The following is a 26,190-nucleotide window of genomic DNA, read 5'->3' on the forward strand; positions in this document are numbered from 1 at the left end:
CATGCTGAGCGCATGACGTCGCAGCAGATGATCGACCCCTCCGTCCCGCCGACCGGCCCCGGCTGCGTCGAGTGCGAGCAGTCCGGCTCGTGGTGGCTGCACCTGCGGCGCTGCGCGCTCTGCGGGCACATCGGCTGCTGCGACGACTCGCTGAACCGCCACGCGACGGCCCACTACCACTCGACCGGCCACGCGGTCATCCGCAGCTTCGAGCCCGGCGAGGACTGGTTCTGGGACTACCGGACCGACGACTATGCCGACGGCCCCGCCCTGGCCGACCCGCAGAGCCACCCGGCGAGCCAGACCACCCCGGGGCCGAAGGACCGCGTGCCGCGCGACTGGCAGTACCTCCTCGCCGAGCGGGCCGAGCGCGGCTGAGCGGCGCGCCTCCGCGAGAGCGCAGAACTTTCGCGAGAGTCCAGGAGTTGTCGCACTCGGCATCGACTGCGACAACTCCTGGACAGTCGCCGGCCGCCGGCTCCCTGCGCACGTCCGCAGGCGGCGTGCAGACAGAAGTCGCCGTGCTCGCGACCGACCACGGCGACTTCTGAATGGTCGCGGCGGCCCGCCGACGAGCGATCGCCACGAGAGTCCAGGAGTCGTCGCACTGGGCGTCGAGTGCGACAACTCTTGATCAGTCACGGGAGCAGTCGCGGGAGCAGGTCGGAGCCAGCTGACCAGCCGGCGGCCGACGCCGCGCCTGATCGGCGTTCGTCAGCTCCGGACCCCGCCGGCCGAGCCCCGCCCCGTCACCCCCTCTCGACCCCGTCCAGCGCCTCCGCCTCGGCGATCCGCAGCCGCATCTGCCGGTAGCGGTGGAACTGGTACACCCCGTGCAGCACGGCGAGGACGACCGCGGCCGCCATCCCGCACGCGATCGCGGGGACCTCGTCCGCGCCGCTCTGCGTCAGCGCGAGCGCGACTCCGGCGCCCGCCACGATCGAGTTGACCACCGCGATCGCCGAGGACATCGTGAAGAAGATGCCCCGCCAGCTCTGCCGGCGGCCGATCTCGAGCAGCTCGTTCGGCGCGTGGCGGCCGCGCGGCACCGCGAAGTAGGCGCCCGCGCCCGGCAGCAGCGTCCCGTAGTAGCGACGGATGCGCTGGATGGCCGTCAGCGCGGCGATGTCCTCCATCGAGGTCTGCACCAGCCGCTCGTAGGTGAACACCCCCAGCAGCACGACGACCGGGATGATCACCGCGAGGAACCCCATCGCGTACCGGGTCGGGGCGAGGAAGCCGAAGGCCACGAGCGAGCTGGAGAGCATCGTCAGGTAGAGCGAGGCGCGGCTGCTCGACTCCGTCACGGTGATGCCGCGCGCCGACTCCAGGACGAAGTGCTCGGTCAGGAGGGCGTTGAGGAACGCGGCCGGACGGTCGGGGAGCGACGCGGCGGAGACGGCGGCCTCGGGCAGCGCGGGCGTGCGGGGATGCTCCTCCTCGTCGAGGCGGTCGCCCGGCTCCGGATTCACGGCCGCACCTCTCGCGGGGACCGCACCTCTCGCGGGGCCGCCCCGCGGCGTCCGCTCTTCGAGTCATCCGACTCGCGCACCGGCTCCACCCGCGCGCCTACCGTCGGACGCGACGCCGAGCACCGCCACCGGGGCGCGTGCGCAGACACCGAAGGGCCGTTCATGACCGACACCCGCCACCTCCACTCGAACCAGCGAGACACCCTCGAGCGGCTGCTCGAGGACTCGCCGAGCCACAACGTCCTCTGGGCGGACGTGCTGACGCTGCTCGAGGCCGTCGGCACCGTCCACGAGAAGCACGACGGCGCCTTCTCGGTGACGGTCGGCTCGACGACCGAGACCCTCCACCGGCCGCACCGCAAGGACGTGGACGAGCAGCAGCTCGTCGACCTGCGCCGCCTGCTCCGCGGAGCGGGGTACGGCGCATGAGCGCGGGGACGCCCGCCGACCTCACCGGGTCGGCAGCCGAGCGCCTCCGCCGGCTGGACGCGCTCGACGCGGATGCGCTGACCGAGGAGTGGCTGCTGCGCCAGCTGCGCCTCGCGCTCGGGGATCTCGCCGCGCTCGAGCCGGCCGCCGAGGCCGAGCAGGAGCGGCGCGAGGACTTCTGACGCGGCGGGCGGCCGTCCGGGGTGCACGCGGCCGGCACCCGGACGGCCGCCGGCCCGCACGCCGCAGCGCCGCCCCGCTCCGCCGCTCATCGCCCGGCCGCCGCGCTGCGGGCGCGCAGCAGCACGCCGGCCGTCGCGGTCGCCGCCAGCACGAGCGCCGCGAACACCGTCAGCACGATCGTCGCGGCGACGAGATCGAGCGCCGCTCCCGCCGCCAGTGCGGGCACCGCGAGCCCCGTGTACGCGACCAGGAACACCACCGCCAGGGTCTCGCCCCGGCGGGCGGGATCCGCGAGGGCGACCGCCGTGCCGATCGACCCCTTGAAGAGCAGCCCCACCCCGAAGCCCGAGACGACGGCCCCGGCGAGGAACACTCCCAGCTGCGGAGCGATCGCTCCGGCCGCGACCGCCGCCAGCCCGACCGCGCAGCCCGCCACCGCGATCGAGAGCTGCAGGCGCGTCCCCACCTTCACGAGCAGCAGCTGGCCGAGGGCCGCGGAGGCGAACACGGCGAAGGACGTCGCGCCGGCCAGCAGGTGGTCGCGCACCTGGAAGGTCTGCACCAGGAACGTCGGGGCGAGCGAGGTGAAGAGGCCGAGGACGGAGAAGGCCGAGAACGCTCCGAACGCCGCGAGCAGGAACGCCCGGCGCGTATCCGCCGGCACCGAGAGCCGCTGCGGCCGGTAGGCGGGCGCCGTCTCCGGCACGTCGACCGTCTCGGGCACGAGGAGCAGCGCCAGGCCCGCCACGAGCAGCGCGACCAGGAACACCTGGTGCGGCAGGAGGAGCGGATCGGGCAGGAACTCGGCGAAGACCCCTCCGAGCAGCGGGCCCAGCGAGAGTCCGCCGAGGTTCACCGCGCCCGAGATCGACGCGGCGACGATCGTGTTCTCGTCGGGCCGGGCGCGGGCGCGCAGCTCGCCGAGGTGGGCGGTCGCCGTGGCGGTGAGCATCCCGATGCTGACGCCGTTGACGAAGCGGGCGACGATCAGCCCCGGCACCTCCGTCGTCAGCGAGAAGAGCACGGCCGAGATCGCCGAGACGAGCACCGCGATCAGCAGCACCCGGCGGCGGCCGAGCCAGTCGCTGACGTGACCGGCGAGGTACAGGCTCACGATCACTCCGACCGCGTAGGCGGCGAAGACGACGGTGATCACGAACGGCGGGAAGCCGTCGAGCTGCTGGTAGAGCGGGTAGAGGGGTGTCGGCACCGTCGAGTAGGCCATCACGAGCAGGAAGGTCGCGGCGACGATCCAGAAGCCGACGCCGTGGCGCACCGTCGGCAGTCGGCGGCTCACGAGGTCTCCTGCAGGTGGCGGTGGGCGAAGGTGACGGCCATCGCGCCCTCGCCGACGGCGGAGGCGACGCGCTTGACCGAGCTGCGGCGCACGTCCCCCGCGGCGAAGGAGCCGGGGACGCTGGTCTCGAGGTAGAACGGCGCCCGCTCGAGCGGCCAGTCGCGAGCCGCGTGCTCGCCGGCGAGGTCAGGTCCGGTCACGAGGTAGCCGCCGGAGTCGCGGACGATCGCGGTCTCCGCCGCCCACGTCGTGTCCGGCTCGCCCCCGATGCAGACGAAGAGGTGGGAGGTGGCCAGCGCCCCGTGCGCGCCGGTCGCCGAGTTCTCGACCTCGATCGACTCGAGGGCGTCGGCGCCGTGCAGGCGGGTGACGCGCGAGTCGAGCAGGATCGTCACGTTCGGCTGCCGGACGACGCGCTCCGCGAGGTAGGAGGAGAGGCTGTAGGCCAGATCCGGGCCGCGGACCAGCATGGTCACGTGCCGCGCGTGCGCCGAGAGGTTCATCACGGCCTGCCCGGCCGAGTTGCCGCCTCCGACGACCACGACGTCCTCGCCCTCGCAGAGCGGCGCCTCGCTCGTGCCGGCACCGTAGTAGAGGCCGACGCCGAGCAGCTCGTCCTCGCGCTCGAGGCCGAGCCGGCGCCACTGGATGCCCGTGGCGCAGATGTTGGTGCGGGCGACGACGGTCGTCCCGTCGGCGAGCAGCGCGTGGATCCGGTCGTCGGCGAAGCGCCCGCGGATCCCCTCGCGCATCCGCAGCAGCTCGGCGCCGAACGAGACGGCCTGCTGCCGCGCGCGCTCGGCCAGATCGGCTCCCGCGATCCCGTGCGGGAAGCCGAGGTAGTTCTCGATCAGGCTGCTCGAGCCGGCCTGCCCGCCGATGGCCGAGCGCTCGAGGACCACGACCTTCAGCCCCTCCGAGGCGGCGTACACGGCGGCCGAGAGCCCGGCCGGGCCGGCTCCGTAGATGGAGAGGTCGTACTCCGCGAGCCGCGGCGAGCCCACCCAGCCGAGCCGGGCCGCGACCTCGGCGAGCGTCGGATCGGAGGCGCGGCTGCCGTCCGGGAACACCACGAGGGGGAGCGACGCGGTGGCGAGCGGATGCCCCGCGACGGCGAGGCACTGCTCGTCCGTGTCGATCGGCGTCCACGAGAACGAGACGACGCTGCGCGAGAGGAGGTCGCGGATCTCCCACGCGTCGCGGCTCTCGCGCCGCCCGTAGAGGCGGACCTGCGGGAGGTCCCCGGGCACAATCACGAGGCACGCCGCCGCTCGAGCCCGTCGCGGAACTTCATCAGCTTGAGGCAGAGGTGCAGCGTGCTGCGGGCGAGGCCGTCGTCGAGCGCGTCCCGGACCGCCTCGGGCAGGTTGTCGAGACGGTAGTAGAGCGTGGTGCGGTGGATGTGGAGGAGCCCGCACGCCTCCCGCACGCTGCCGCGCACGTCGAGGTAGGCCTCCACGGTCCGCCGCTGCACCTCGTCGCCCCGCTCGAGCAGCGTCGCCGCGGCCGGCGAGAGCATGGCGAGCTGCGAGCTGTCCGCCCCGATCGAGGCGAGGAGCACCCAGGCCCCGAGCTCGGCGATGTCGGCCCGGCTACGGCCGTCGGGCAGGGAGCCGACGATGGTCGCCGCGAGAGCGGCCCGCTCGGCGGTCGGCAGGAGGTCGTCGTCGCGGACGTCGAAGTGCGCCGAGCCGATCGCGTCGACGGCCGTGCCGCGGCCGCGCGCCTCCGCCCGCAGGACGTCGTCCGCCTCCGCGGCGGCCTCGGGCGCCTCCACGCTCACGAAGAACAGCACACCCTCCTGGTCGCCGAGGAACGTCAGGCCGGAGGCGGCGCTCGCGTCGATCCGCCGCGCCAGCGCCGTCCGCTGCAGGGAGCCGGTCGGGCCGGTCAGCCGCACCGCGCGGACCACGGTCTGGGCGTCCCGGCGCAGCCAGCGGCGCTCGACCGCCTCGGCGAAGGAGGCGCGCCGGGTGCCGCCGTCGCCCGACAGGAGCGCCGCGAGGACGTCTGCGCGCCGGGAGCTGCCGCCCGCCCGCGTCGAGGGGCCGAGGAGGCGGCGGATCGCTCCGACGGCCGCATCGATGAGCGAGTACTCGGCCGGAGTGAGCGGCGCGGGCCGCTCCCGGGGGAGGAGGAGGGTCGCGAGCCGGCCCCGCGGATCCTGGACGGGGAACACGCCGTCGTGAGGCGCCTCCTCGCGCGCGCGCGTCGCGGCCAGCACCCGGCTCGAGGCGTCCTCGATCGTCACCGGGCGGTCGAGAGCCTGGGCGAGCTCGTCGGCGAGGTCCTGCAGAGTCATCGGCGGGGATCCGTGTGGGGGGCCATGCCGTGATCCTCGCGGAGGGAGCCCTCCCGAAGCGTGGCCCTTCCAGGCCCACCTTCCGCGTCGGATCCGCTGCCGGCCGCGATGAGACGCTCAGCCTCCGCTGCCGGAGCGGTCCCCGGGGAACCCGTCCGCGAGGAGGCGGTCGAGGACGTCCGGCCAGTCGAGCAGGACGCCGATGTGGCCTCGACCGGGCCGGATCGTGAGCTCCGCGGCCGGGTGGAGGCGGCGGATCCGCTCCGCGTGCGCGACCGGGACCACCCTGTCCGCGGCGCCGTGGAGGAGGAGGACCGGCGCCGCCAGGCGCGAGAGGTCGACTCCCCAGGGCATGACGAGGGCGAGGTCGTCGTCGACGCTCCCGCCCTTTTCGAGCTCCGAGGCGCGTCCGGCCTCTGCGCCGAGCGCCGTCAGCGGGCCGTCGAGGGCCGAGTAGTCGTCACCGGTGAACTGCTCCGGATCGAAGCGGGCCGTCTCCTCCCACTCCTCGCGCGCAGCCCGGCCGTTGCGCGCGCTGCGGAGAGCGCCCGGATCCTGCATGCCCTCGAACCACGCTCCGTCGTCGCTGAATGGCGCAGGGCTGCCGAACGTCGCGACGCCCAGGACGCGATCACCTCCGAGAGCCCCGACGGCCAGCGCGTGCGGGCCGCCGCCGGAGTAGCCCGTCACCACGAAGCGCTCGATCCCGAGCAGGTCGGCGACGCGGAGCACATCGGCGGCCGCGTCCGCGATGCTCCGTCCGGGAGTGCGCATCGAGCCGCCGAAGCCGGGACGGGCGACGGAGACGAGCCGGATGCCGCGCGCCGCAGCGGCGTCGACGTGGGGAGCGAGGAGTGCGCCGGTGTGCGGTGTCCCTCCGCACCAGACGACGACAGCGCGGGGGGCTCGAGTGCCGAGGAAGTCGTGGGCGACGAGCGTGCGCGAGTCGACGCGGAACTCGTGCCGGGACGTAGCGGCGCGTCCGGTCATGGAGGAACGGTAGCCGCAAGTCGCGGGCAGTGCTCGTCGCCCGCCCCGACCGGGATGCGACGTCTCGTCGTAGGGTCGACGGGAGGGTCGGTGGACCCTCGGACGGGAGGGGTCCGCATGTCGATCGACGAGGTGTCCGACGGGATCGAGGCCGCCGCCGCGCTGCCGCACGTGCGCTCCGGCTTCTCCGGCGCGACACCGTACGGGATCGCGCAGCGCTTCGCCGCGGGGGAGCTGACGCGGGAGCAGGCCGTCGACGAGCTCGGCCGCTGGCGCTACCGGTCCGGATCGCCGAGCGACGGCTTCGACTGGACGACCCTCGACCCGGGGGAGTTCGAGGAGGTCTGCCGGGCCCTGTCCGATGGTCTGCTCGACGCCGCGATGTACGACGAGATCCTCGACCGGTACAGCGGGCAGGGCTCCTCCGGCGAGAGCGCGGCGTCCGCGGAGGAGAGCGCATGAGCGCCGGCCCCCTGGACCTCGCCTTCACCGCTCCGATCGGCGTCACCGTCAAGGGCGACCTCTGGTCGTGCGTCGAGGTGCCCGGCTCCGTCGAGCTGCTCGGCGCAGGGAGGTCGGTGAAGGTGGTCGCCACCGTCGACGGCGAGCCGGTGACCGCGGGCCTGCTGCCGACCGGCGCCGGCGGTCACATGCTGTCGATCAGCGCGAAACTGCGGAAGACGATCGGCAAGGACCTCGGCGACATCGTCACCGTCCACCTGACCGAGCGCCTGAGCTGAGCACTGGCGGTTGGCCAGGGCCCGCGTGCGGATGGTCGACTCGACGGATGCGGAATCGAGTCCTGTTCGTCGTCGGGGTCACAGCGATGTTCGTCGCGCTGGTGCTGAGGCTGGTGTGGCCGGCCGGTGAATTCGCCTCCGGCTTCTCGCTCGCCCTGCAGCTGAGCGGCATCCTGCTCCTCCTGGTCTACGGGGTGAAGCACTTCACGGGGCGGCCGCGCCGGAGCTGAGCGGCTCATCCCAATCGGGGGTGTAGGAGTTGGGGTCTGAATCCGCCGGTCTCGAGCAGGCTTCGGGCGATGTAGTTGGTCAGGTTGCGGAACCCGAGTGCGGAGCCGCGCAGGTGTTCGAGCCGTCCGTTGAGCGCCTCGGTCGGCCCGTTGCTGGTGCCGGGTCGTTCGAAGTAGGCGAGCACGTCAGCGGCTCGCTTCTTCAGGGTCCGGCCCAGGGTGGTGAGCTCGGTGAGGACCTTGGGGACGCCGGCGCTGAGGTCGGTGATCAGCTTCTCCATGAGCTCGCGGCCACGTTGCCGGTCCTCGTGGCGATAGGCGGCGATCATGCGCTGGTAGACACCCCAGGTCGCCTCGACCTCGACGTGAGCGTCATCAACGAACAGCGCGCGTAGCCTGTCGCTCTGCTTGTCGGTGAGCAGGTCCGCGCCGGTGTGCAGACCGAGGCCGTCGAGTCGAGCGAAGGCGGTCAGGTCAGGGCGGCTGAAGCCGGCCGGCGGGGTAGCGTCGGTCACGTCGAGGTCTTTCGGACGGATGGCGTAGGAACCTCCGTCGTCGGGAGACCTCGACGTCTATCTGCGGACCGACGCGCCCGGCCGACCTACACCGTCATCTGAGAAGACCCCTGAAACGTCTTCGCCGACGACGGGGCCGGCGAGGAGGAGGGCGCGGTGAGCTGAGAGAATGGAGCTTGCTCGGCTTCGACGCCGCCGCAAGCTCCGGTGAAACGGTCGGTACTGGTCGGTCGTCGTCGGTCACCACCGGATGGCGGCGTCCTCCACGCTCGGCGTTTGCGCAGGTCAGCGGCTCGTTCGCCCAGTGGGCGCATCAAACGATAGACGCAAAGCCGACGTGATGAGGTCGTCCGTTCGATTCCGACAGGCGGCTCCGGCGAACCGTTCTGGTGGTCGCGCGACGCGCTGGCCTCACGGCTCTGCCCGACACCGACGTCGCTCTCCTCTGCGACGGACCCCTCGCCGGCTGAGCGCTCGCGGCCGGCATCCTGTCCGTGTGCCGATAGGCCTCGCACCGCTCGGTAACGCAGCGTGGCGTTGCGTCGCGACCTGGCGACGGCTCGGCGGGGCGCGATCGTCTCGTGCGTTGGCGGACTACGGGAGCTTCGACGCGAGGACGTCGGCCGCCAGGATCTCGGGTGCTGCGCCGAGGAGGTGCTGGTTGGCCATCAGGGCTGCGACGATGGCGCCGTTGGCGTGGGCGTCGCGAGCGGCTTCGTCGGGGAATGCATCGAAGATCCAGAAGGTGTCGGCGTGGGTCCTGACCGCGAACCAGACAATCGTTCCTACTTCTTCGTTGGCGAGTGCGACAGCGCCGGCGAGCAGATCGGCGACCGCGTCGTGCTGTCCATCGGCCGCGACGATCTTGGCGACGAAGGCATACGGAAGTGATGCGGGTGTGGACATGAGGGACTCTCCTTGACGTCGGGGTTCTTCGTGGGACGAGTTCAGCGTATGACGAGCGAGGGCCGGTGGGGAGTGGCGTATACGGCAGTATTGCTATTGTTTACGTCATGCGTATCGGGCTGATCGCGATCGACGGCTGCTTCGGTTCGGCTATCGCGTCGATCATCGACATCGTGCGGGTGGCCGACGGAGCCCGCGGCGATGTCGACCCGCGGATCGACCCGATCGAACTCGCCATCCTCGGACCGAAACGGCGAGTGACCACGACGGCATCGATGACCCTGTCGGTGGACCACCCGCTGTCGGAGTCCGGAGAGTTCGACGTGGTCGTCGTCCCTGCGCTTGGAACCCTTACGGCCGCCGCTACCAACGACGTCCTCCAGAGCCGAGATGCTCGTTCGGTCATCGCCTCGCTCGGGCGCCTCGACGAGGCGACCACCCGGATCGCCGCGGCGTGCACCGGCGTGTTCGCTGTCGCCGAGACCGGACGGATGCATCATCGGAGGGCGACGACCAGCTGGTTCCTGGGGCCGGAGTTCCTGAAGCGCTATCCGACCGTCGCCCTCGATCTCGACACCATGGTCGTGGTCGACGGGAACCTCGTCACCGCCGGCGCCGCGTTCGCCCACATCGACCTCGCGCTCTCACTCGTGCGATCGATCAGCCCCGACCTTGCCCAACATGTCGCCAAGCTCCTCATCATCGACGAGCGTCCGTCTCAGGCGGCCTTCGTCGCCTACGAACATCTCCGGCACGAGGACCCGATCGTCGTCGAGTTCGAACGCTTCGTGCGCGCCCGCCTGGACGAACCGTTCAATGTCGCCTTCGTCGCGCAGTCGCTCGGCACCAGCCGGCGCACCCTCGAACGACGAGTCCGTGCGGCGCTCAACCTCACTCCGCTCGGCTTCGTCCAACGGCTTCGCATCGAACGAGCTCGGCACCTCTCAGCAACCACGGACTTCACCTCCGCCGAGATCGCGCTACGGGTCGGCTACGCGAATGCCGAGACTCTGCGCTCCCTCCTGCGCAGGGAGCGACGCCGTTCCTGACCTATCGCCATGCCTGTAGCCGGTGTCCTAGCGCTCGACTGGAACCACCTCTCAGCACGTCGCGTCGACGCTCCTGCGTCGCCCCTGGACGACCCACTCGACACGCCCGCAGCACAGGTCATGTGACGTGTCCCGGCTTCCCGGACGGCCGGGGTTGGGTGGCTGTGATGTCGCTGCGTTCTCGTCGAGGGGGTCAGCAGACTCGATCAGGGTCGACTGGGATGAGACGCGAAGGCGGTCAGGTCAGGGCGGCCGAAGCCGGCCGGCGGGGTAGCGTCGGTCACGTCGAGGTCTTTCGGACGGATGGTGTAGGAACCTCCGTCGTCGGGAGACCTCGACGTCTATCTGCGGACCGACGCTCCCGGCCGACCTACACCCTCATCTGGGAAGAGCCAGCTGAGCTCCGGAATCGGAGGAAGACCCGTGAGCGGAGCGGAGGAGCCGGCCTGGGCGGATCCGGAGCCGTAGGTCCACCGGGCGCTCGCGCGGTGGGCGGCGGAGTGCGCGGAGCGCGCCCTCCCCGCGTTCGAGGAGCGGGACCCGGACAATGCCCGGCCCCGGCGCGCGCTCGACGTCCTCCTCGCCTGGGGGCGGGGCGAGGCTCCGATGACCGAGTGCCGCGCGGCGGCCTTCACGGCGCACGCCGCAGCCCGCGCCGCGACGCAGGCGGGCGAGCGGGCCGCCACCGCTGCCGCGCGGGCGGCCGGGCAGGCCGCAGCCGTCGCGCACATGGTCGATCACTGCTCGCACGCCGCCGTGGAGAGCAGCGCGCAGCCTCGGGCCTTCACGCGAAGGAGCGCGCAACGGATCGTCGCTCTCACTGAATCCGCCCGCCGCGCGGATGCTCTCCCAGCGATCTTCTCGCGTCGGTGAACGTCCGCGACTGCTGTGTCGTGTCCTCGGTGGGACCACCTCGGCCCCCGCACTACAGGAGGCATCATGCTCAAGCGAATCGCGACCACTATGACGACTGCGGCGTTCGCCGCCGTCCTTCTCGCCGGATGCTCGACGGCCGCCGGCTCGGCCGCCTCGTCGGAAGCGCCGGCCGACAGCCCCTCCGCCACCGCGATGGCCTCCGCCACCGCGACCGCCTCCGCTGGGACGGCGGCTCTCACGACGGCGTCCTCGCCGCTGGGCGAGATCATCACGGACGAGGCCGGCTACACCGTCTACACGTTCGCCAAGGACACGCAGAACTCGGGCAGCAGCAGCTGCTACGACGAGTGCGCCACGACCTGGCCGGCCGTGTCGGCGTCCAGCACGACCGCCGCGGACGGGATCACCGGAGAGGTCGGCTCGATCACCCGCACCGACGGGACGACCCAGCTGACCGTCGACGGATGGCCGGTCTACCGGTTCGCGAAGGACACCGCGCCGGGCCAGGTCAACGGGCAGGGTGTGAAGGACGCCTGGTACGTCCTCCTCCCTGACGGCACGATGAACAAGGAAGCCGCGGCCATGAGCACCGCCACCCCGGCGTCCTGATGCGACGGCGACCCGTCCCCGCGCAGCGAAGCGCATCGTCGGGCCGGGTCGCCGGTTCTCGACAGGCATGGACGGAAGGGATGACCGGCAGTGATCGCAGCAACCGTGATGAGGGAGCGCACCGTGGCGCTTCGAGGCGGTGAGCGTTGTGCCCCGCCCCGTCGATGAGCTCCTGGCGGCGCTGTACGAGAGTCACGGCCCGGCCTTGCGGCGCTTCGTGCAGAACCTCACTCGGAACGCGGCGCTGACGGAGGACGTCGTGCAGGAGACGATGGTCCGGGCCTGGCAGCGCCCGCAGGTCCTCGAACGCGACGCCGACGCCGCTCGCGCGTGGCTGTTCACCGTCGCCCGCAACCTCGTCATCGACGACGCCCGATCCGCTCGGAGCCGACGCGAGGTGCCGGCGAAGGACGAGGACGGCGGCGGCGCCGTCCCCGATCGCACCGACGCGGTCCTGGACAGCATCCTGGTCGCCGACGCTCTCGCATCGCTGTCGGTGGAGCATCGTCAGATCGTGGTGGACGCGTACTTCCTCGGACACACCGTCCCCGAGATCGCCCGCCGGCACTCCATCCCCGAGGGAACAGCGAAATCTCGATTGCACTACGGACTGCGCGGACTGCGACTGGCTCTGCAGGAAAGGGGCGTCACCCGATGAACGACCACCACGGAAGCTCTGCGACGGAGGACGAGTACCGCGACTGGGACGCGTCCTACGTCCTCGGCGCTCTCCCCGCAGATCAGCGACTCGAGTACGAGCAGCACCTCAGCGGCTGCGCGGCCTGCCGCGCGGCCGTGGCAGAGCTGGCAGGACTGCCCGGCATCGTCGGTCGGCTCTCCGTCGAGGACGCTCTCGCCATCAGCGCATCGGACGACGGCGAGGACGCGCCGCCCTCCCCGGTGACGCTGCCCGCCATCGCCCACCGTGTCCGGACGCGCCGACGTCGGCGCCGGCTGGTGACGTCCCTCGCCGTCGCGGCCGCCGTCACCGCCTCCGTCTTCGGAGGCGTCGCTCTCGGCACGGGCATCGCGGGCGCTCCCGTGGCGAGCGAGGCGACCCTCGAACCGATGGACCCGATCGCGGACGATCCCGCTCTCGCTGCGGACATCCAGGTCGAGGGGAAGCCGTGGGGCACCCGGCTGGAGTGGAGCTGCACCTACAGTGGTGATGCGCCCGCCGACGCGGAGTACGAACTCGTGATCACCCGCACAGACGGCAGCACGATCACCGTCGCCACCTGGACGGCGGCCGGGCAGCGCGCCGTCGACCTGGCGGCGTCCACGGGCATCGCCCGGTCGGAGATCACCGGCGTCGACATCAGGGTCCGCGGCACGAACTCCCCCCTCGTCCGCACCGACACCTGAGACACCGCCCACCCGCAGGAGACACCGGCACTGCCCGCGGTGCCGCGGACACAGGACAGGAGCAGACCATGAGCACCGAGACCACACCGCTGCACATCACCCGCGAGGGCCCGAGAAGCTTCATCGGCCGCAACGCGCGAGGAGCCGAGGTCCGCATCGGCGGGTCGGACGCCGACGGCGTGTTCTCGCCCGGCGAGCTGCTGCACCTCGCCCTCGCCGCCTGCGGCATGCTCTCCTCGGACCACCTCCTCGCCAGCCGACTCGGAGCCGACTTCGAAGCGACCACCGACATCACCGCGACCAAGCCCGAGGGCGAGGACCGCTACGACTCCATCACCGCCGTGATCCGCGCCGACCTGTCGGCGCTCGATCCCGAGCGGATCGCCTCACTGTCCGAACGCACCCACCGGGCGGTCGACCGCCAGTGCACCGTCGGCCACACGCTCGAGCACGGCGCGGCGTACACCGTCGACGTCGTGGACGACCCGGCCGCTCCCGTCAGCGGTCCGAGGACGGGGACCGTCTGAGATCAACACCTCATCGGTCACGACGACCGGTGCCGACCGAGCCGCGGACGTCTCCCTTCAGTGCCGTCAGTCTGCGACTCGCCGACCGGATCCGAGACGATTCGCGAGGCGGAGCGCGTTCACGGAGCGGAGGTGCTGGTCGGCGCGGTGACGTCCGTTGGCCGGTGAGGGGTGCGGTGCCGCGAGTACGGGGACGACACGGGGATCATCGTGCAGGGTCAGATAGCGCATGACCCCGTCGAGCGCCACGGTCCCGTAGGTGACGACGGCGCCGAGCGCGGGCAGCAGCTCCAGCAGCTCACCGAGCGCGAGCCGACCCTCCTCGATGTCCGCGGGGCGGACGCGGCCAGGGATCTCCCACGGGATGAGGTTCCACCGGACGTAGTGGTCGCGGGAGAGTCCGGACTCGATTCGGGCCGCCCGGAACGCGGCGGCGGTGGGCCCGAGGTTGTCCTCGCTGCAGACGGCAGCGGATCCCGCGGCGATCGTCCGAGGGCCGGGTGACTGCATCAGCACCAGGACGCGACTGGCGGTGCCGCCGGAGCAGGGATCGAAGCCCGGAACGAAGCGTCCGGTCGCGTCCGCGGTACTCCGCCAGGTCTCGGCGAGGGCGTTCAGGCTTCGGACATCCACGATGCTCCTCGATCCCGGTCAGGCCGGCCGCGGTGGTGCGAGCAGGGTTCCGCGGATCACGGAACCGTGGAACGTGCGGGCGGCGACGATGATCCACGCGGCGACCAGGCCGACGTAGTAGAGCACCGCGAGGCCGGCGACAACCGTGAGACCGGAGTGCAGGGCGAGGCCGTTCAGTCCGGTGACGCAGGTGCCGACGGGGAACGTGAACGACCACCACGTCAGACTGAACGGCAGGTGCTCCTTCGCGGTGCGGAGGGTGATCGCGAGGGCGATGACGGTCCAGAGCAGCGCGAAGCCGAGCATCGCGAAGCCGTACACCAGAGCCACGACCAGCAGCGCACGCGCCATGCCGGCGTCCGCGACGGTGGGCGCGTTCGAGGCGAGCAGATTCACAGCGGTGATCGACTGTCCGACCGGACCGAGGACGATCCACAGCGTCGGCACCATCCCCGCCGCTCCGACCTTGTGCTGCGCGAGCCGGTTCCAGATCAGGGTGATCACCACCAGCGACGCGACCAGGCTGAGGCCGAAGAAGCCGTAACAGGACCACAGGAGCGTCTCCCGCGCTTGCCCGGCGGGCGCGTACGGCAGCAGCAATGCGCCGGTGGAAGCGGACACCATCGGCGGAACGATCGGCATCAGCCAGCCGCCGAACGCCGAATCGGGCTTGTTCTCATGCCGGGTGAACGCGAGGTAGGGCACCAGGACCGCCGTCACCAGCCCGCCGAGAGTCCCCGCACCCCAGAGCACCCAGTCGATGGTGACAGCGGCCGGCAGGCCGATCCAGTCCTTGCCGAGGAGGAGGGTTCCCGCGCCGACAGTGAGGAACGCCATGGGCGGCGCGCCGTAGAAGTGCGAGAGGACCGGATTCAGGTGGTGCCTCACCGCTGTACCGCGGTAGCGGACCCAGTGCAGCCCGGTCGCGACCGTCAGCGCGACGAGCAGCAGCGCGGCGATCGCCCAGACGACGGTGGCCCCGGTACGGAGTCCGGGGAACTGGAGTGGCAGGGACGCGGCGGCGACCGCGACGATGCCGGTGCCCATGATCGACGCGAACCAGTTCGGCGTCAGGTTCGACACGATCAGTCCCGGATGCTCCAACTCCCGGAACAAGCGCCTCGACCGCGGAGGATGCCCGATCGAGGAAGATGCGCGGGCGGGGGAGAAAGTTGTCATGCCTCCAGCCTGAGCATCGCCGGCACCAGCCGATACAGCGATCGTCTTGGCGGGGCACAATGAGTGCTTGTGGCGACGCGGCGATTGACGGACCGGATCCTGGATCTCGACACGCTGGAGGTGCTCGAACGCATCGCCGAGGCGGGCTCGCTCTCCCGCGCTGCCGAAGACCTCGGCGTCACCCAGCAGGCCGTCTCGGCGCGTCTGCGGGTCGCGGAGCGCGCCATCGGGCAGCCGCTCGTGCGCCGCTCTCCGACCGGGTCCCTGATGACCGACGCGGGCCGGCTCGTGCTCGAGCTGGCCGGCCCGGTCCTCGAGGCGTCCCGCCGCCTCGAGGCGGGCGCGGCAGCACTGCGACAGCCGACCGGCTCACTGGTTCTCGCGGCGTCGCAGACCATCGCCGAACTGCTGCTCCCACGCTGGCTCCTCGAATTCCGACAGCGCACACCCGAGGTGAGTGTGCAGCTGATCGCCGGCAATTCAGCCACGGTCACAGAGCTCGTGAGATCCGGTGCCGCGCAACTCGGATTCGTCGAGACACCAGCGTCCACGGCCACGCTCTCCTCTGACGTGGTCACGGAGGACGAACTCGCTGTCGTCGTGGCACCCGACCACCCCTGGGCACGCGCGGCGAGTATCAGCGCCGAGGAGTTGGCCGGGACCGCACTGCTGACGCGAGAGGAAGGCTCCGGCACCCGGACGACCCTCGAAGCATGGCTCCACGACGCCGGGCTCGCACTCACGACTCCCGCCGCGATCCTGGAGACGACGGCGATCATCCGAGCGAACGCCCGCGCCGGCATCGCGCCCGCCGTCATGAGCATCCTCACCGTCGAAACAGATCTCGCCGCGCGCTCACTGATACGAGTGCCCCTCCGCGGACCAGCACTCGTGCGACCCCTCCGCGCCATCTGGTCCGATCGCATCGGGTCGTCCGCGGCGGCGTTCCTGGAGATCGCGCACGAGATGCGCTGACCGGTGCACGGCTCGTCGCAACGCCGATCACGCCAGCGGCCGTGTCTGCTCAACTGCAGCGATCTGGTCGATCTGCCCACGGCGGCACGGACGTCATGTCGCGGTGATGGCGAAGAGTCCCGCGATGCCGACGGTGTAGAGCGCGAGCACGATCAACGAGTCGATTCCCATGCCGGCGATGCGGCGGGTGGGTCGGAAGATCAGTCCGACGATGTAGACGAGGGTGAGCAGGGCGGCGAGAGCGGTGAGGTAGATATCGGACGAGTTCGCCTGCGGGAGGACTGCGGTGCCGGAGAGGACGGTGGCGACGAGGAACAGGACGGGGAGGAAGGCGTTGCCGCCGAAGATGTCGCTGATGGCGAGGTCGTCGTCGCCCTGCTTGATGGCTTGCAGCCCGGTCGAGATCTCGGGGAGGGAGGTGGCGAGAGCGAGCACGGTGGCTCCGAACAGCACCCCGGAGAGACCGAGCTGCGAGGATGCTGCGTCACCGGCGCGCTCGAGCACGACACCGGCGAGGAGGGTCGCCGCGGCGGAGATCGTGAACACGATGGTCGCCTTGCGTGTGCTCATCGGGTGCGTCTTCTTCTTCGAGGGGGATGCTGTCGCGTCGGGGGCCCGCCCGTCCTCGTGCCAGGGGAGGTGCTTGCCGGAGCGTTGCACGAGCAGCAGCCCGACGACCCAGAGGCCGGCGATGAGGACGACGTCCGGGGTCAGGCGCAGCACTTCCAGTCCGGAGGGCAGCTGGCTGCCGGCGATGACGACGGCGAGCACCGCGACGACCACGAGCCCCTCGAGCACGAGTGTGAGGGACGCGGCACGGTAGGTGAGCGGCTTCGCACCTCTTCCGCGCTTGCCGAACAGGTCGAGGACGACGAGGACCACGGTCTGCAGTGCGATGCCGCCGAGGATGTTGCCGACCGCGACGTCCAGGTTCCCGGAGAGCGCGGCGGACACGGTGATCGCGATCTCCGGCAGGTTCGTCGCGACGGCGAGAACGATCAGACCGCCCAGCGCACTCCCCAGGTGCAGACGCGCATCCAGAACGTCCGTGGCCTTCGACAACTGGATGCCGACGATCCACACCACTGCGGCGGCGGCGAGAAAGATGGCGACGAGAACAACGAAGGGCAGACCATCCATGCAGTGAGTGAACCGCGACAACGACGATCCGAGACCCCCTTGCGCCTGAGCTGCTTCTCACCGTCTCGCGCGCGGTGGTCTCCATGGTGATCGGTTCGACCGCGTGCCATCCTCGACGACACCCCGATCGTCGGGTCGAGCGTGATCCCACCGTTCGTTCCCGAGGCGCGCTTCGTCAGTAGCAGCCGATTCGGGTACGCCGCAGCGTCCGCACGTGTACGCGCGGGCAGCTGGCGGGGACCGGACCCTGGGGAAGGGGCCGGTGTCGCCCGCAGTGCATCTGCGACACTCCACTGGCTCCAGATCCTGCGATCCTCGAGCGGCTTGACCGGATCGTCGGTGACCGTGTCCCGTGGCAGACGCATCAGATGGCCGGTGACGTTGCACACGCTCTGGCGAAGCTCGCGGACCGTGTCGATGCGGTCATGATCATTGTCGGCACGAAGGAGCCGTCTCTGCGTCGCACCGTGCAGGAGGTCTTCTCCGGCGCCGTCGGCGCCCGTCTCGCTCACCGTCAGCACCGGCCGGCCCTCATGATCCCCCTCGCCCCGGTCGATGATTCGGAGCCGCTGCCCTGGTCCTGACCGAGGTGCGGGCGTAGGCTGACGGCAGTGGTGATGGATCCCGCCCGAGCGTGAGCTCGAACTGCCGCCGAGGCTGATGGTTCCTACCTTCTCGATCAGAGACCAGGTAGGTGACCCATGCCCGCGCATCCCCCGCTCGTCCTCGTGCGCCACGGTGAGAGCACCGGCAACGCCGACGGTCTCTTCTGCGGCGTCCTCGACGTCCCCCTCACCGACCTCGGACGTGACGAAGCGCGACAGGCCGCGACGGTACTGAGGGACGCATCGATCGACCCCGATCTGATCCTCACGTCGACCCTGCAACGCTCCACCGAATCGGCCCGGATCATCGCCGGCGCCCTTCCCGGGCGGCCGCGGATCGTCGCGGCCCAGTGGCGGCTGAACGAGCGCAACTACGGAGCGCTCACCGGCCTGTCCACAAGCGCCGTCGGAGCCCGGTACGGGGCCGACGCCTTCCTGGAGTGGCGCCGGTCGATGGACGTCCGCCCGCCTGCTCTGTCCGCCGCCGCCTTCGTGCAGCTGCACAGGTCCGCGGCGTTCCGTGGGCAGCCGGCCGAGGCGATGACGGAGATGGAGTCGTTGCGCGACGTCGTCCACCGACTGCAGCCGCTCCTCGAGGAGCGCATCATGCCCGCCCTCCAGGAGGGCGAGACGGTGCTCATCGTCGGGCACGGCAACTCCCTGCGCGCGCTGCGCGCCCTTCTCGAGGACCTCGGCGATGCCGCGGTCCGCGATCTGAACATCCCGACGGGTCAGCCGTACCTGTACGACACCGGGCCGTCCGGGACACCGATCTCGAGGAGCGGACGCTACCTCGACCCCGCAAGAGCCGACCGGGCGGCGATCACGCTCGCCCACGAAGGAGGAACCTGATGAACGCCTACATCAGCCACACCCGCACCAGCATCCACGGGACGGGCGAGTACGTCACCCACCCCGCCGGACACCCGCTGGTCATCACCGACGTCGCCGCACGGCAGATCCTCGACTCCCGCGGCTTCCCGACCGTCGCTGTCACCCTGCGTCTGGACGACGACACCGTCCTGGACGCCTCCGCCCCCGCGGGCGCCTCGACGGGCGCGTTCGAAGCGGTCGAGCTGCGCGACGGCGGCCCCGCGTTCGGCGGACGCGGAGTCCGCTCCGCTGTCGCGGCCGTCGACGGCGAGATCCGCGCCCTCCTGCTCGATCACTCCTGGACTTCGCTTCGCGAGATCGACGAAGCGCTGCGAGCGCTGGATGGAACCGCGAACCTCGCCCGCCTCGGAGCGAACTCCGTCGTCGCCGTCTCCATCGCGGCCGCCCGCGCCTTCGCCGCGCGCACCGGCCTGCCCCTGCACCGGTGGATCGCCGATCACACCGGGGCGACCGCCTCCCTGCCCGTCCCGCACTTCAACGTCATCAACGGCGGCGCGCACGCCGCGAACGGCCTCGACTTCCAAGAGTTCATGATCGCCCCCGTCTCCGCCGGCACCGAGGAGGAGGCAGTGCAGGTCGGCGCCGAGATCTATCACGCCCTCGCCGCCCGCGTCCGCACCGCCTACGGCACCTCCGGGCTCGGCGACGAGGGCGGCTTCGCGCCCCCCATCGACCGGCCCGAAGACGCCCTGGACCTCCTCGTCGCAGCGATCACCGACGCCGGATACCAGCCCGGCACCGGTGACATCGCGATCGCGATGGATCCCGCCGCGAACGGCTTCTTCCACGGCGACGGCCACTACACCGTCGCCGGCACCGATCTCGACCGCGACGCACTCGCCCGCTACTACGAGAAGCTGATCGCCGACTACCCGATCCGCAGCATCGAGGACGGCTTCGCCGAGGACGACCACGAGGGCTGGGCCCTCCTCGCCCACGCCATCAGCGACCGGGTGCAGCTCGTGGGAGACGACCTCTACGTCACCGACGCCGACCGCATCCGCGACGGAGCCCGCGACGGCTACTCCAACGCCGCACTCATCAAGCCCAATCAGATCGGCACCATCACCGGCACCCTCGACGCGATCGCGGCCGCGCACGACGCCGGCATGCGCTGCATGGTCTCCCACCGCTCCGGCGAGACCCTCGACACCTTCATCGCCGACCTCTCGGTGGGAACCGGAGTCGGGCAGATCAAATCCGGCGCCCCCGCGCGCGGCGAGAGGGTCGCGAAGTACAACCGCCTCGTCGACATCGAACACCTCGACCCCACGCTGCACTACGGTCTCACCCACTGACCCGCCCCCTCCCGAAAGGTCCCACTCCCCGTGACTGATGACCGCCACCGTCACCGCCCCCCGGACCCCGACCCCGAGCTGCCGGTCGACAGCGACCTCGACGACGCCCCCGACGGGACGCCACGACCCGTGCACCTGCGTCCGCGATACCTCCTCCTCGTCGCCGCCGGCGGCACGGTCGGGACCGGGGCGCGGGAAGGCCTGACCCTCGCGTTCCCCGCCGATCCCGCCTTCGACACCGTCGTCTTCGCCATCAACATCGTCGGCGCGCTCCTGCTCGGCGTACTCCTGGAGAGCCTCGCCAGAGCCGGCAGCGACGAGGGCCGACGCCGCACCGCACGGCTGCTGCTCGGTACCGGAGCGCTCGGAGGCTTCACCACCTACAGCACCCTCGCCACCGACACCGCCCACCTGCTCACCACAGGACACCCCGCACCCGCCGCCCTCTACGCGCTCGGCACCGTCCTGCTCGGTGCCCTCGCGTCCTGGACCGGAGTCGCCCTCGCCGCAGCACTCCACCGGCGACGCACGCAGAGGAAGGTGCCGGCATGACACCCGCACTGTTCCTCGCGCTCTCCCTCGCCGGTGGAATCGGAGCCGCAACACGGCTCCTCCTCGATGGGCTCATCAAGGCCCGCACCGGCGGCGCCTACCCCTGGGGCACCACCGTCATCAACGTCACCGGATCACTCCTCCTCGGCCTGATCACCGGCCTCGCCCTCGCAGGCATCGCCCCCGAGCCGTGGCGACTCGTCCTCGGCACCGGCTTCCTCGGCGGCTACACCACCTTCTCCACCGCCAGCCTCGAAACCGTCCGTCTCCTCGCCGAAGGACGCCAACTCGCCTCCGCCATCAACGCCCTCGGCACGCTCCTCCTCAGCGTCATCGCCGCAGCAACAGGACTCTGGCTCGGAGGCGCGCGATGAGCATCATCGATGCACCCTCACCGGCAGTGGTGGTCGGTCTTGCCGGCGTCGATTCCGGCCCGGAGTCGGGGCACGCAGGGTCCTTCCGTTCAGCGGGTGCGGTGCGCCGTGAACGACCTCGCCGGCATGTCATCACGGGGCGATCTGGTCGCGTCTCTCCATGAGCGGTCCTGCCGTTGCGGGGTCCCGGGCGGCTCATCACGGCATGCCATCAGGCGGCTGAAGGCGGTCAGCCGTACCCGGGACCCCTGGCGCGTTCCGGAGCCGACAACTGCCCCGAATCCACGGAGACAACGGTGAGGAAGGCGGTCGGACTCCGGGGGAGCGACGCCGACCGGGACGCGGAGCGGCGTCAGCAGTGGGAGGGCCTCGACCCCGTGCTGCGCTCCCTCGGCTTCCCGAAGGGGCTGTGACGCCGGCCCGGTGGACCTCACCGGGCCGGCGCCCGCGCTCAGCGGTGCGCGGGTCGGAGCCCCAGCAGCATGTCGACGATCACGAAGGCCGCGAGGCTCGCACCCAGGAGTGGGAGGAACAGCCCGACCGCGGCGGCGACGACCAGGACGGACGCGACTCCCCACCACGGCGCGCGCCGGAGCGCTCCCCGGGCCGGCGGGGTGCCGCCGAGCCGTCGGGGACCGCGGGTGGGGCGGCGCTTCCACCACATCAGGTACCCGAGCACGACCATCGTGGCGATGCCGGCCGCGGTGACGAACAGCAGCAGCTGGTTGGGCAGCCCGAACATCGAGCCCATGTGCGTGTCGATGCCCCAGCGGGAGAGCTTGGCGACGAGGCCGAAGTCGGCGAAGTCGACCCGGTCGACGACCTGCATCGTGCTCCCGTCGATCGCGACGCCGTCGACCTCGGTCGGGAAGCTGCGCTGGATCTCCTGCACGACCCAGGCCGAGCCCTCCGCCACGGGCGGCCGGATCTCGACCAGTCCCGTGTTCACGTTGACCTCGCGGGCGACCGAGAGCACCGAGTCGTAGGCGGCCGGCGAGTAGCCCGCCGTCGACTCGACGGCGTCGCCGGTGGCCGCGCCGTGTCCGGCGTGCCCGGCGTGCTCGTCGGCCACCTCGCCGGTCCGGTCGCCGAGCGTCGTCCCCAGCGAGGGCGTGGTCCAGCCGACTGCGGAGCGGAGGGTCTCGAAGTTCCCGCCTCCGTAGAGCGACCAGGTGATGCCTGTGGTCGAGAGGAACAGGGCGCCGACGAGCAGCCAGACGCCGGTGGAGGCGTGCCAGGAGAACAGGCGCTTGTAGCCGGTGGTCCTCGGCGCGGGGCGCAGCAGGTCCCTCTTCACGCGGGCTCGGCGGAGGCGGATGATCCAGAGGCCCAGGCCGGCGAGGGCGACGACCCCCAGCCAGGAGGCGGCGAGCTCGCTGTAGGAGCGGCCCACGTCCCCGAGGTGCAGCGTCCGGTGCAGGTCGCTGACCCAGGTCCGCAACGGCAGGGCGCCGCTGGTGCCGTAGGCGGTGAGGTCGCCGCGGACGTCGGCGGTGGCCGGGTCGATGAAGACCGCGCGGGTCTCGCTGGCGCCGAGCGACGGGTCCGCGTACATCACCCGGGTGGTGTCGCCGGGGTTCGGGGCGGGGCGGACGGCGACGATGCTCTGCCCGCCTCCGGTGTACGCGTCGGCGGCGTCGATCTGGTCGGCCAGGGGCAGGGAGGTGTCCGCTTCGGGGGCGTGCAGCTCCTGCGCGTAGACGACCTGCTCGAGCTGCGGGGTGAGTGCGTAGAGCGCTCCGCTGGTCGCGGCGACGAGGATGAACGGCCCGACGAACAGGGCGGCGGAGAAGTGCAGGCGGAGCAGCAGCTGTCCGAGCCAGCCTGCGCTGCTTCTGCGCGGCGGGGGCGGGGTGTCGGCGGAGTCGCGGGGTCTCGTGGCGGTGGTGGTCATGCTTCTGGTCCTTCGGTGCTGTGGCGGGTGCCGGTGAGGGTCAGAGGAGGGTGTCGCCGATGTAGCCGCCCTCGACGCAGCCCGGCGGGATCGCGAAGACGGCGGAGCCGATCGGCGTCGTCCACTCGTTGAGCAGGTCCAGCTCGTCCAGGCGCCTCTGGATCGGCACGAACTGCGCGGTGACGTCGGCCTGGTACGCCGCGAAGATCAGCCCGGAGTTCGAGATGTCCTCGCCCGTCGGGGTGTCGTCGTAGTTGTAGGCGCGGCGGTGGAAGCGCTCGGCGGTGTTCTCCGAGCGGGCGCGCCTCATGTGCGAGAACTCCGGGATCACCGGGAAGCCGATGGCCGTCGTCGCCTCGAAGTCGGGCTCGTCGGTCTCCGCCGTCCCGGTGAGGGGCGCGCCGTTCGCGAGGGTCCGGGGAGGAGACGGGTCGGTCAGACGCCGCGGGGACCTCCGGGGAGGTCCTCGCCGCGGCTCGCGTCGATGATCAGGAGGCGGGCTGCAGAGGGGGGCCGCGCCGCAGCGCCGCCTGGGGGAAGACGCCCGAGGCGAGGGGGAGCACGTCGCGCAGCTCGAAGGAGGAGCGTCGCGCGGGTCGAGGAGCGGCCACCGGAGTCGGCAGGACCCGCACCAGGCGGGTGACGAGGTGGCTCGTCGTCGCGGCGACACTGACGAGGAGGGACTCGCCGCGGTGGAGCGCCGCGGTCGTCGCGACGGCGGCGACGAGGTGCGCCGCCCACATCGAGGAGCCGGTCATCCCGCTGTGCATCATCGCCGCGCTGACGTCGATCACGGCACCGTGGTGCGTGTGCAGGGTCGGCGCATCGACCGGCCCCGCGAAGGTGCCGATCGTGAAGAGCGTGTGGAACAGGAACTGGCTGACTCCCACCGAGACCGCCAGGCGGACCAGGGAGAGCCTGCGCCCGGCGAGCGCCACGCACACCAGCACCGACAGGACGAGCGGCATCGCGACACCGAGCGGACCCGGGATCTGGCCGCCGCCGGCCACGTGCGAGAACAGCGCGACGAGCGTCGCCACCGTCGCCGCGACGACACCCCGGAGGGTGCGCAGCGGGCGCGACGACGACATCTCCCCAGTGTCGCAGACGCCTCCTTCCCGCGGAGGACCGCTCCCGGGCGAGAGGAGCGGCCGGGCGACGGTTCCTCTCAGCGGGCCGCGGAGGCTCCGGGGCGTCACTTCTCGGGCCGGACCACCAGCCCGACGCCGCCGCCGCGCCGCACCGGTTCGGCGACCGCAGTCATCCGGCCGGAGGGGTCGACCTCGATGGCGGCCACCGCGCCGATCTGCGCGGCCGAGGTGAAGGTGTCGCCCGAGGGGACCAGCTGCTGGCCGAAGGGAGCGAGGTCGTCGGCGTACGCCTCGATGAACTCGGGCTCGGCCGAGGTCGTCGCGCCGTTGCGCTGGGAGGCGCGGGGCGCTGCCACCGCCTCGGGGAGCGTCATGCCGAGGTCGATGCGGTTGACCAGGGTCTGCAGGACCGTCGTGATGATCGTCGATCCGCCCGGCGAGCCGACGACGAACCGCACGTCCCCGCCGTCGAGCACGATCGTCGGCGACATCGACGAGCGCGGGCGCTTGCCCGGCTCGATCCGGTTCGGGTCCCCGTCGACGAAGGTGGGGGAGAAGTCGGTCATCTCGTTGTTGAGGAGGAAGCCGCGGCCGGGGACGGTCATCGCCGAGCCGCCGGTCTGCTCGATCGTGAGCGTGTAGGAGGCGGCGTTGCCCCACTTGTCGACGACCGAGAGGTGGGTCGTGGAGATGTTCTCGGTGTCCGACTCCTCCGCGGCGGGGGCGGTCGCGCATCCGGAGCCGTCGAGAGTGCCGGGCGCGACCGGGCGGACGGAGGCGGTCGCCGGGTCGATCGTGCAGTCCCGCGAGTCCGCGAACTCCTGGCTGAGGAGCGTCTCGGTGGGCACGTCGACGAAGGCCGGGTCGCCGACGTAGGCGCCGCGGTCGGCGAAGGCGCGGGCGGACGCCTCGAGGTAGAGGTGCAGGGCGCTGCCCGTGTCCTCGGCCGCGAGGTCGTGGTTCTCGAGGATGTTGAGGGCCTCGCCGACCGCGATCCCGCCGGAGGAGGAGGGCGCCATCCCGTAGACGTCGAGTCCGCGGTAGGAGACGCGGGTCGGCGCCTGCTCGGCGACCGAGTACGCCGCGAGGTCGGCGGCGGTCATCGTGCCGGCCGGGGCGGGGAGGTCCGACCCCTCGGCGATCCGCGGGTTCTGGACCGTGTCGGCGATCTCGGCGGCCAGCGCGCCCTCGTAGAACGCGTCCGGCCCGTGGACGGCGATGGAGGTCAGCGTCTTCGCGAGGTCGAGGTTGCGGAAGGTGCTGCCCACCTTCGGCGCGTCCCCTCCGGGGAGGAACAGCTCGGCCGTGTCGGGGAACGCCTGGAACCGCTCGAGGTTGTCGAGCGTCTGGTTGCGGAAGGTCTCGTCCACCCGGAAGCCCTTCGCCGCGAGCGCGATCGAGGGCGCCAGCACGACGGGGAGCGGCAGGGTGCCGAAGCGGTCGACCGCGGTGTCCCAGGTCGCCACCGTGCCGGGCACGCCGACCGCGACGCCGGAGGAGACGAGGTCCGGGGTGAACGGGTACGGGGCTCCGGTCGCGGGGTCGAGGAACGCGTCCGAGGTGATGCCGGCCGGCGCTGTCTCGCGTCCGTCGATGGTGCTGACCTCGCCGGAGGCCTTGTCGAAGTAGACGAAGTACCCGCCTCCGCCGATGCCGGCGCTGTACGGCTCGCTCACGCCGAGGGCCGCGGCCGTGGCGACCGCGGCGTCAGCTGCGTTGCCGCCGCGCTTCAGCACCTCCATGCCCACGCGGCTCGCGTTCGCGTCGACGCTCGAGACCGCTCCGCCGTAGCCCACCTGCGTCGAGGGCGAGATGAGGGGTCCGCCGAGGAAGTCGCGGATCTTCTCGGGCGTGAGCCCGCTGTCCTTCAGGTATCCGGAGACGGGCCTGTCGAGAGCGGACGCCGGTGCGGCACCCGCCACTCCCACTGCGACGACCGCGACCAGCGCGATCGCGATCCTGCGGAGCACGGGTGTCGTGGCCATGGCGTTCCTCCATCGGAACTCTGTGGTGCGCGGTCGGCGATGCGGGTCCCCCCAACCTAGGGGCGGGGTGGGGGTGCGGG

Annotated in this window: 29 protein-coding genes, 4 pseudogenes and 1 riboswitch; of the genes and pseudogenes, 19 read left to right on the plus strand and 14 right to left on the minus strand. The window is 71.6% G+C overall.

The features are described 5' to 3' along the window. Window positions 1–12: 12 nt before the first annotated feature. Complete coding sequence (locus C5B95_RS04890) at window positions 13–378, plus strand: UBP-type zinc finger domain-containing protein (RefSeq protein ID WP_104348613.1); 366 nt, start codon at window positions 13–15, stop codon at window positions 376–378. A gap of 371 nt (window positions 379–749) precedes the next feature. Here C5B95_RS04890 and C5B95_RS04895 read toward each other — a convergent pair whose 3' ends face one another. Further along, the gene (locus C5B95_RS04895; protein ID WP_104227440.1) at window positions 750–1,472 is read right to left on the minus strand and encodes a hypothetical protein; all 723 of its coding nucleotides are present in this window, start codon (window positions 1,470–1,472) and stop codon (window positions 750–752) included. A 162-nt stretch (window positions 1,473–1,634) separates the two neighbouring features. Here C5B95_RS04895 and C5B95_RS04900 point away from each other — a divergent pair, with 162 nt between their 5' ends. Together C5B95_RS04900 and C5B95_RS04905 are read left to right on the plus strand one after the other, a co-directional pair. Further along, complete coding sequence (locus tag C5B95_RS04900; protein WP_104234134.1) at window positions 1,635–1,901, plus strand: hypothetical protein; 267 nt, start codon at window positions 1,635–1,637, stop codon at window positions 1,899–1,901. After that, window positions 1,898–2,083 (plus strand): hypothetical protein, encoded by a 186-nt coding sequence (locus C5B95_RS04905; protein ID WP_104295413.1) that lies wholly within the window; start codon window positions 1,898–1,900, stop codon window positions 2,081–2,083. The genes C5B95_RS04900 and C5B95_RS04905 overlap by 4 nt, the downstream gene beginning before the upstream one ends. 86 nt (window positions 2,084–2,169) lie before the next feature. Here C5B95_RS04905 and C5B95_RS04910 read toward each other — a convergent pair whose 3' ends face one another. The 4 genes from C5B95_RS04910 to C5B95_RS04925 all read right to left on the minus strand — a co-directional run bounded on the left by C5B95_RS04910 (window position 2,170) and on the right by C5B95_RS04925 (window position 6,673). After that, window positions 2,170–3,381, minus strand: a complete 1,212-nt coding sequence (locus C5B95_RS04910) for an MFS transporter (protein WP_258059809.1) — start codon at window positions 3,379–3,381, stop codon at window positions 2,170–2,172. Continuing rightward, complete coding sequence (locus C5B95_RS04915) at window positions 3,378–4,631, minus strand: NAD(P)/FAD-dependent oxidoreductase (protein WP_104348614.1); 1,254 nt, start codon at window positions 4,629–4,631, stop codon at window positions 3,378–3,380. Before C5B95_RS04915 ends, C5B95_RS04910 begins: the two co-directional genes overlap by 4 nt. Window positions 4,632–4,633: 2 nt before the next feature. After that, on the minus strand, window positions 4,634–5,683 hold the full coding sequence (locus tag C5B95_RS04920) for a helix-turn-helix domain-containing protein (protein WP_104348615.1): 1,050 nt from the start codon (window positions 5,681–5,683) through the stop codon (window positions 4,634–4,636). A 117-nt stretch (window positions 5,684–5,800) separates the two neighbouring features. Further along, on the minus strand, window positions 5,801–6,673 hold the full coding sequence (locus tag C5B95_RS04925) for an alpha/beta fold hydrolase (RefSeq protein ID WP_104348616.1): 873 nt from the start codon (window positions 6,671–6,673) through the stop codon (window positions 5,801–5,803). A 117-nt stretch (window positions 6,674–6,790) separates the two neighbouring features. Here C5B95_RS04925 and C5B95_RS04930 point away from each other — a divergent pair, with 117 nt between their 5' ends. Genes C5B95_RS04930 through C5B95_RS04940 form a run of 3 tightly spaced genes read left to right on the plus strand, consistent with a single transcriptional unit; the run spans window position 6,791 to window position 7,643 of the window. Further along, on the plus strand, window positions 6,791–7,135 hold the full coding sequence (locus C5B95_RS04930; protein ID WP_104348617.1) for a hypothetical protein: 345 nt from the start codon (window positions 6,791–6,793) through the stop codon (window positions 7,133–7,135). Then, window positions 7,132–7,413, plus strand: a complete 282-nt coding sequence (locus tag C5B95_RS04935; RefSeq protein ID WP_104348618.1) for a DUF1905 domain-containing protein — start codon at window positions 7,132–7,134, stop codon at window positions 7,411–7,413. Before C5B95_RS04930 ends, C5B95_RS04935 begins: the two co-directional genes overlap by 4 nt. Window positions 7,414–7,460: 47 nt before the next feature. After that, on the plus strand, window positions 7,461–7,643 hold the full coding sequence (locus C5B95_RS04940) for a hypothetical protein (protein WP_104224784.1): 183 nt from the start codon (window positions 7,461–7,463) through the stop codon (window positions 7,641–7,643). A gap of 5 nt (window positions 7,644–7,648) precedes the next feature. Here the strand turns inward: C5B95_RS04940 and C5B95_RS04945 are convergent. Further along, window positions 7,649–8,083 (minus strand): annotated as a pseudogene (locus tag C5B95_RS04945) (transposase); the annotation flags it as partial. A gap of 669 nt (window positions 8,084–8,752) precedes the next feature. Next, window positions 8,753–9,064 carry a putative quinol monooxygenase gene (locus C5B95_RS04955; protein WP_033107114.1) on the minus strand — a complete coding sequence of 104 codons (312 nt, stop codon included), beginning with the start codon at window positions 9,062–9,064 and terminating at the stop codon, window positions 8,753–8,755. Window positions 9,065–9,171: 107 nt separating this feature from the next. Between C5B95_RS04955 and C5B95_RS04960 the strand changes: the two genes are divergently transcribed. From C5B95_RS04960 to C5B95_RS04985, 6 genes and pseudogenes are all read left to right on the plus strand, one after another. Continuing rightward, the gene (locus C5B95_RS04960; RefSeq protein WP_053548963.1) at window positions 9,172–10,113 is read left to right on the plus strand and encodes a GlxA family transcriptional regulator; all 942 of its coding nucleotides are present in this window, start codon (window positions 9,172–9,174) and stop codon (window positions 10,111–10,113) included. Between the two features lie 483 nt (window positions 10,114–10,596). Then, a pseudogene (locus C5B95_RS18040) lies at window positions 10,597–10,986 on the plus strand (putative immunity protein); the annotation flags it as partial. A 66-nt stretch (window positions 10,987–11,052) separates the two neighbouring features. Then, window positions 11,053–11,598, plus strand: a complete 546-nt coding sequence (locus tag C5B95_RS04970) for a hypothetical protein (RefSeq protein WP_146076490.1) — start codon at window positions 11,053–11,055, stop codon at window positions 11,596–11,598. A gap of 148 nt (window positions 11,599–11,746) precedes the next feature. Then, on the plus strand, window positions 11,747–12,256 hold the full coding sequence (locus C5B95_RS04975) for a sigma-70 family RNA polymerase sigma factor (RefSeq protein WP_056865923.1): 510 nt from the start codon (window positions 11,747–11,749) through the stop codon (window positions 12,254–12,256). Further along, window positions 12,253–12,963, plus strand: a complete 711-nt coding sequence (locus C5B95_RS04980; protein ID WP_055794430.1) for an anti-sigma factor — start codon at window positions 12,253–12,255, stop codon at window positions 12,961–12,963. Before C5B95_RS04975 ends, C5B95_RS04980 begins: the two co-directional genes overlap by 4 nt. Before the next feature lie 68 nt (window positions 12,964–13,031). Continuing rightward, a complete protein-coding gene (locus C5B95_RS04985; RefSeq protein WP_055794432.1) occupies window positions 13,032–13,490 on the plus strand; it encodes an OsmC family protein in 459 nt (152 codons plus the stop codon). Window positions 13,491–13,556: 66 nt separating this feature from the next. Here C5B95_RS04985 and C5B95_RS04990 read toward each other — a convergent pair whose 3' ends face one another. Both C5B95_RS04990 and C5B95_RS04995 read right to left on the minus strand, forming a co-directional pair. Next, complete coding sequence (locus C5B95_RS04990; RefSeq protein WP_258059812.1) at window positions 13,557–14,123, minus strand: uracil-DNA glycosylase family protein; 567 nt, start codon at window positions 14,121–14,123, stop codon at window positions 13,557–13,559. 18 nt (window positions 14,124–14,141) lie between these two features. After that, window positions 14,142–15,206, minus strand: coding sequence for a TDT family transporter (locus C5B95_RS04995; protein WP_258059813.1), 1,065 nt, complete (start codon window positions 15,204–15,206; stop codon window positions 14,142–14,144). A 216-nt stretch (window positions 15,207–15,422) separates the two neighbouring features. Between C5B95_RS04995 and C5B95_RS18045 the strand changes: the two are divergent. Together C5B95_RS18045 and C5B95_RS05000 are read left to right on the plus strand one after the other, a co-directional pair. Continuing rightward, window positions 15,423–15,527, plus strand: a pseudogene (locus C5B95_RS18045) (LysR family transcriptional regulator); the annotation flags it as partial. 63 nt (window positions 15,528–15,590) lie between these two features. Continuing rightward, a complete protein-coding gene (locus C5B95_RS05000) occupies window positions 15,591–16,277 on the plus strand; it encodes a LysR substrate-binding domain-containing protein (protein ID WP_258059817.1) in 687 nt (228 codons plus the stop codon). 93 nt (window positions 16,278–16,370) lie between these two features. Here the strand turns inward: C5B95_RS05000 and C5B95_RS05005 are convergent, their stop codons facing one another. Further along, a complete protein-coding gene (locus C5B95_RS05005) occupies window positions 16,371–17,417 on the minus strand; it encodes a sodium:calcium antiporter (protein WP_104234124.1) in 1,047 nt (348 codons plus the stop codon). Window positions 17,418–17,749: 332 nt separating this feature from the next. Between C5B95_RS05005 and C5B95_RS18050 the strand changes: the two genes are divergently transcribed. The 5 genes from C5B95_RS18050 (at window position 17,750) to crcB (ending at window position 21,140) form a co-directional block, all read left to right on the plus strand. Further along, window positions 17,750–18,001, plus strand: coding sequence for a universal stress protein (locus C5B95_RS18050; protein ID WP_374954249.1), 252 nt, complete (start codon window positions 17,750–17,752; stop codon window positions 17,999–18,001). Window positions 18,002–18,021: 20 nt separating this feature from the next. Continuing rightward, a riboswitch (Fluoride riboswitch) is annotated at window positions 18,022–18,094 on the plus strand. Between the two features lie 24 nt (window positions 18,095–18,118). Next, window positions 18,119–18,874 carry a 2,3-diphosphoglycerate-dependent phosphoglycerate mutase gene (locus tag C5B95_RS05015; protein WP_104234122.1) on the plus strand — a complete coding sequence of 252 codons (756 nt, stop codon included), beginning with the start codon at window positions 18,119–18,121 and terminating at the stop codon, window positions 18,872–18,874. Further along, the gene (eno, locus tag C5B95_RS05020) at window positions 18,874–20,214 is read left to right on the plus strand and encodes a phosphopyruvate hydratase (protein WP_104234121.1); all 1,341 of its coding nucleotides are present in this window, start codon (window positions 18,874–18,876) and stop codon (window positions 20,212–20,214) included. Before C5B95_RS05015 ends, eno begins: the two co-directional genes overlap by 1 nt. A gap of 30 nt (window positions 20,215–20,244) precedes the next feature. Next, the gene (locus C5B95_RS05025) at window positions 20,245–20,766 is read left to right on the plus strand and encodes a fluoride efflux transporter FluC (protein ID WP_374953769.1); all 522 of its coding nucleotides are present in this window, start codon (window positions 20,245–20,247) and stop codon (window positions 20,764–20,766) included. Further along, complete coding sequence (gene crcB, locus C5B95_RS05030; RefSeq protein WP_104224798.1) at window positions 20,763–21,140, plus strand: fluoride efflux transporter CrcB; 378 nt, start codon at window positions 20,763–20,765, stop codon at window positions 21,138–21,140. The genes C5B95_RS05025 and crcB overlap by 4 nt, the downstream gene beginning before the upstream one ends. 451 nt (window positions 21,141–21,591) lie before the next feature. Here crcB and C5B95_RS05035 read toward each other — a convergent pair whose 3' ends face one another. The 4 genes and pseudogenes from C5B95_RS05035 to ggt all read right to left on the minus strand — a co-directional run bounded on the left by C5B95_RS05035 (window position 21,592) and on the right by ggt (window position 26,110). Beyond that, on the minus strand, window positions 21,592–23,034 hold the full coding sequence (locus C5B95_RS05035) for a PepSY domain-containing protein (RefSeq protein ID WP_104348622.1): 1,443 nt from the start codon (window positions 23,032–23,034) through the stop codon (window positions 21,592–21,594). Window positions 23,035–23,074: 40 nt separating this feature from the next. Further along, a pseudogene (locus tag C5B95_RS05040) lies at window positions 23,075–23,455 on the minus strand (Dyp-type peroxidase); the annotation flags it as partial. A gap of 67 nt (window positions 23,456–23,522) precedes the next feature. Continuing rightward, entirely contained in the window at window positions 23,523–24,125 is a 603-nt protein-coding gene (locus tag C5B95_RS05045; protein WP_104348623.1) for a hypothetical protein, read from the minus strand. Between the two features lie 104 nt (window positions 24,126–24,229). After that, window positions 24,230–26,110, minus strand: coding sequence for a gamma-glutamyltransferase (gene ggt / locus C5B95_RS05050; RefSeq protein WP_104348624.1), 1,881 nt, complete (start codon window positions 26,108–26,110; stop codon window positions 24,230–24,232). Between the last annotated feature and the right edge of the window lie 80 nt (window positions 26,111–26,190).

Origin of the sequence: Rathayibacter sp. AY1A7 (genome assembly GCF_002930845.1) — a bacterium.
Taxonomy (GTDB): Bacteria; Actinomycetota; Actinomycetes; order Actinomycetales; family Microbacteriaceae; genus Rathayibacter.

Excerpts from the sequence above, each read along its gene's own strand:
- C5B95_RS04890 (WP_104348613.1), top strand. The coding sequence starts at position 13 with ATGACGTCGCAGCAGATGATCGACCCCTCCGTCCCGCCGACCGGCCCC.
- C5B95_RS04900 (WP_104234134.1), top strand. The coding sequence starts at position 1,635 with ATGACCGACACCCGCCACCTCCACTCGAACCAGCGAGACACCCTCGAG.
- C5B95_RS04905 (WP_104295413.1), top strand. The coding sequence starts at position 1,898 with ATGAGCGCGGGGACGCCCGCCGACCTCACCGGGTCGGCAGCCGAGCGC.
- C5B95_RS04920 (WP_104348615.1), bottom strand. The coding sequence starts at position 5,683 with ATGACTCTGCAGGACCTCGCCGACGAGCTCGCCCAGGCTCTCGACCGC.
- C5B95_RS04925 (WP_104348616.1), bottom strand. The coding sequence starts at position 6,673 with ATGACCGGACGCGCCGCTACGTCCCGGCACGAGTTCCGCGTCGACTCG.
- C5B95_RS04930 (WP_104348617.1), top strand. The coding sequence starts at position 6,791 with ATGTCGATCGACGAGGTGTCCGACGGGATCGAGGCCGCCGCCGCGCTG.
- C5B95_RS04935 (WP_104348618.1), top strand. The coding sequence starts at position 7,132 with ATGAGCGCCGGCCCCCTGGACCTCGCCTTCACCGCTCCGATCGGCGTC.
- C5B95_RS04940 (WP_104224784.1), top strand. The coding sequence starts at position 7,461 with ATGCGGAATCGAGTCCTGTTCGTCGTCGGGGTCACAGCGATGTTCGTC.
- C5B95_RS04955 (WP_033107114.1), bottom strand. The coding sequence starts at position 9,064 with ATGTCCACACCCGCATCACTTCCGTATGCCTTCGTCGCCAAGATCGTC.
- C5B95_RS04960 (WP_053548963.1), top strand. The coding sequence starts at position 9,172 with ATGCGTATCGGGCTGATCGCGATCGACGGCTGCTTCGGTTCGGCTATC.
- C5B95_RS04970 (WP_146076490.1), top strand. The coding sequence starts at position 11,053 with ATGCTCAAGCGAATCGCGACCACTATGACGACTGCGGCGTTCGCCGCC.
- C5B95_RS04980 (WP_055794430.1), top strand. The coding sequence starts at position 12,253 with ATGAACGACCACCACGGAAGCTCTGCGACGGAGGACGAGTACCGCGAC.
- C5B95_RS04985 (WP_055794432.1), top strand. The coding sequence starts at position 13,032 with ATGAGCACCGAGACCACACCGCTGCACATCACCCGCGAGGGCCCGAGA.
- C5B95_RS05005 (WP_104234124.1), bottom strand. The coding sequence starts at position 17,417 with ATGGATGGTCTGCCCTTCGTTGTTCTCGTCGCCATCTTTCTCGCCGCC.
- C5B95_RS05015 (WP_104234122.1), top strand. The coding sequence starts at position 18,119 with ATGCCCGCGCATCCCCCGCTCGTCCTCGTGCGCCACGGTGAGAGCACC.
- eno (WP_104234121.1), top strand. The coding sequence starts at position 18,874 with ATGAACGCCTACATCAGCCACACCCGCACCAGCATCCACGGGACGGGC.
- crcB (WP_104224798.1), top strand. The coding sequence starts at position 20,763 with ATGACACCCGCACTGTTCCTCGCGCTCTCCCTCGCCGGTGGAATCGGA.
- C5B95_RS05035 (WP_104348622.1), bottom strand. The coding sequence starts at position 23,034 with ATGACCACCACCGCCACGAGACCCCGCGACTCCGCCGACACCCCGCCC.
- C5B95_RS05045 (WP_104348623.1), bottom strand. The coding sequence starts at position 24,125 with ATGTCGTCGTCGCGCCCGCTGCGCACCCTCCGGGGTGTCGTCGCGGCG.
- ggt (WP_104348624.1), bottom strand. The coding sequence starts at position 26,110 with ATGGCCACGACACCCGTGCTCCGCAGGATCGCGATCGCGCTGGTCGCG.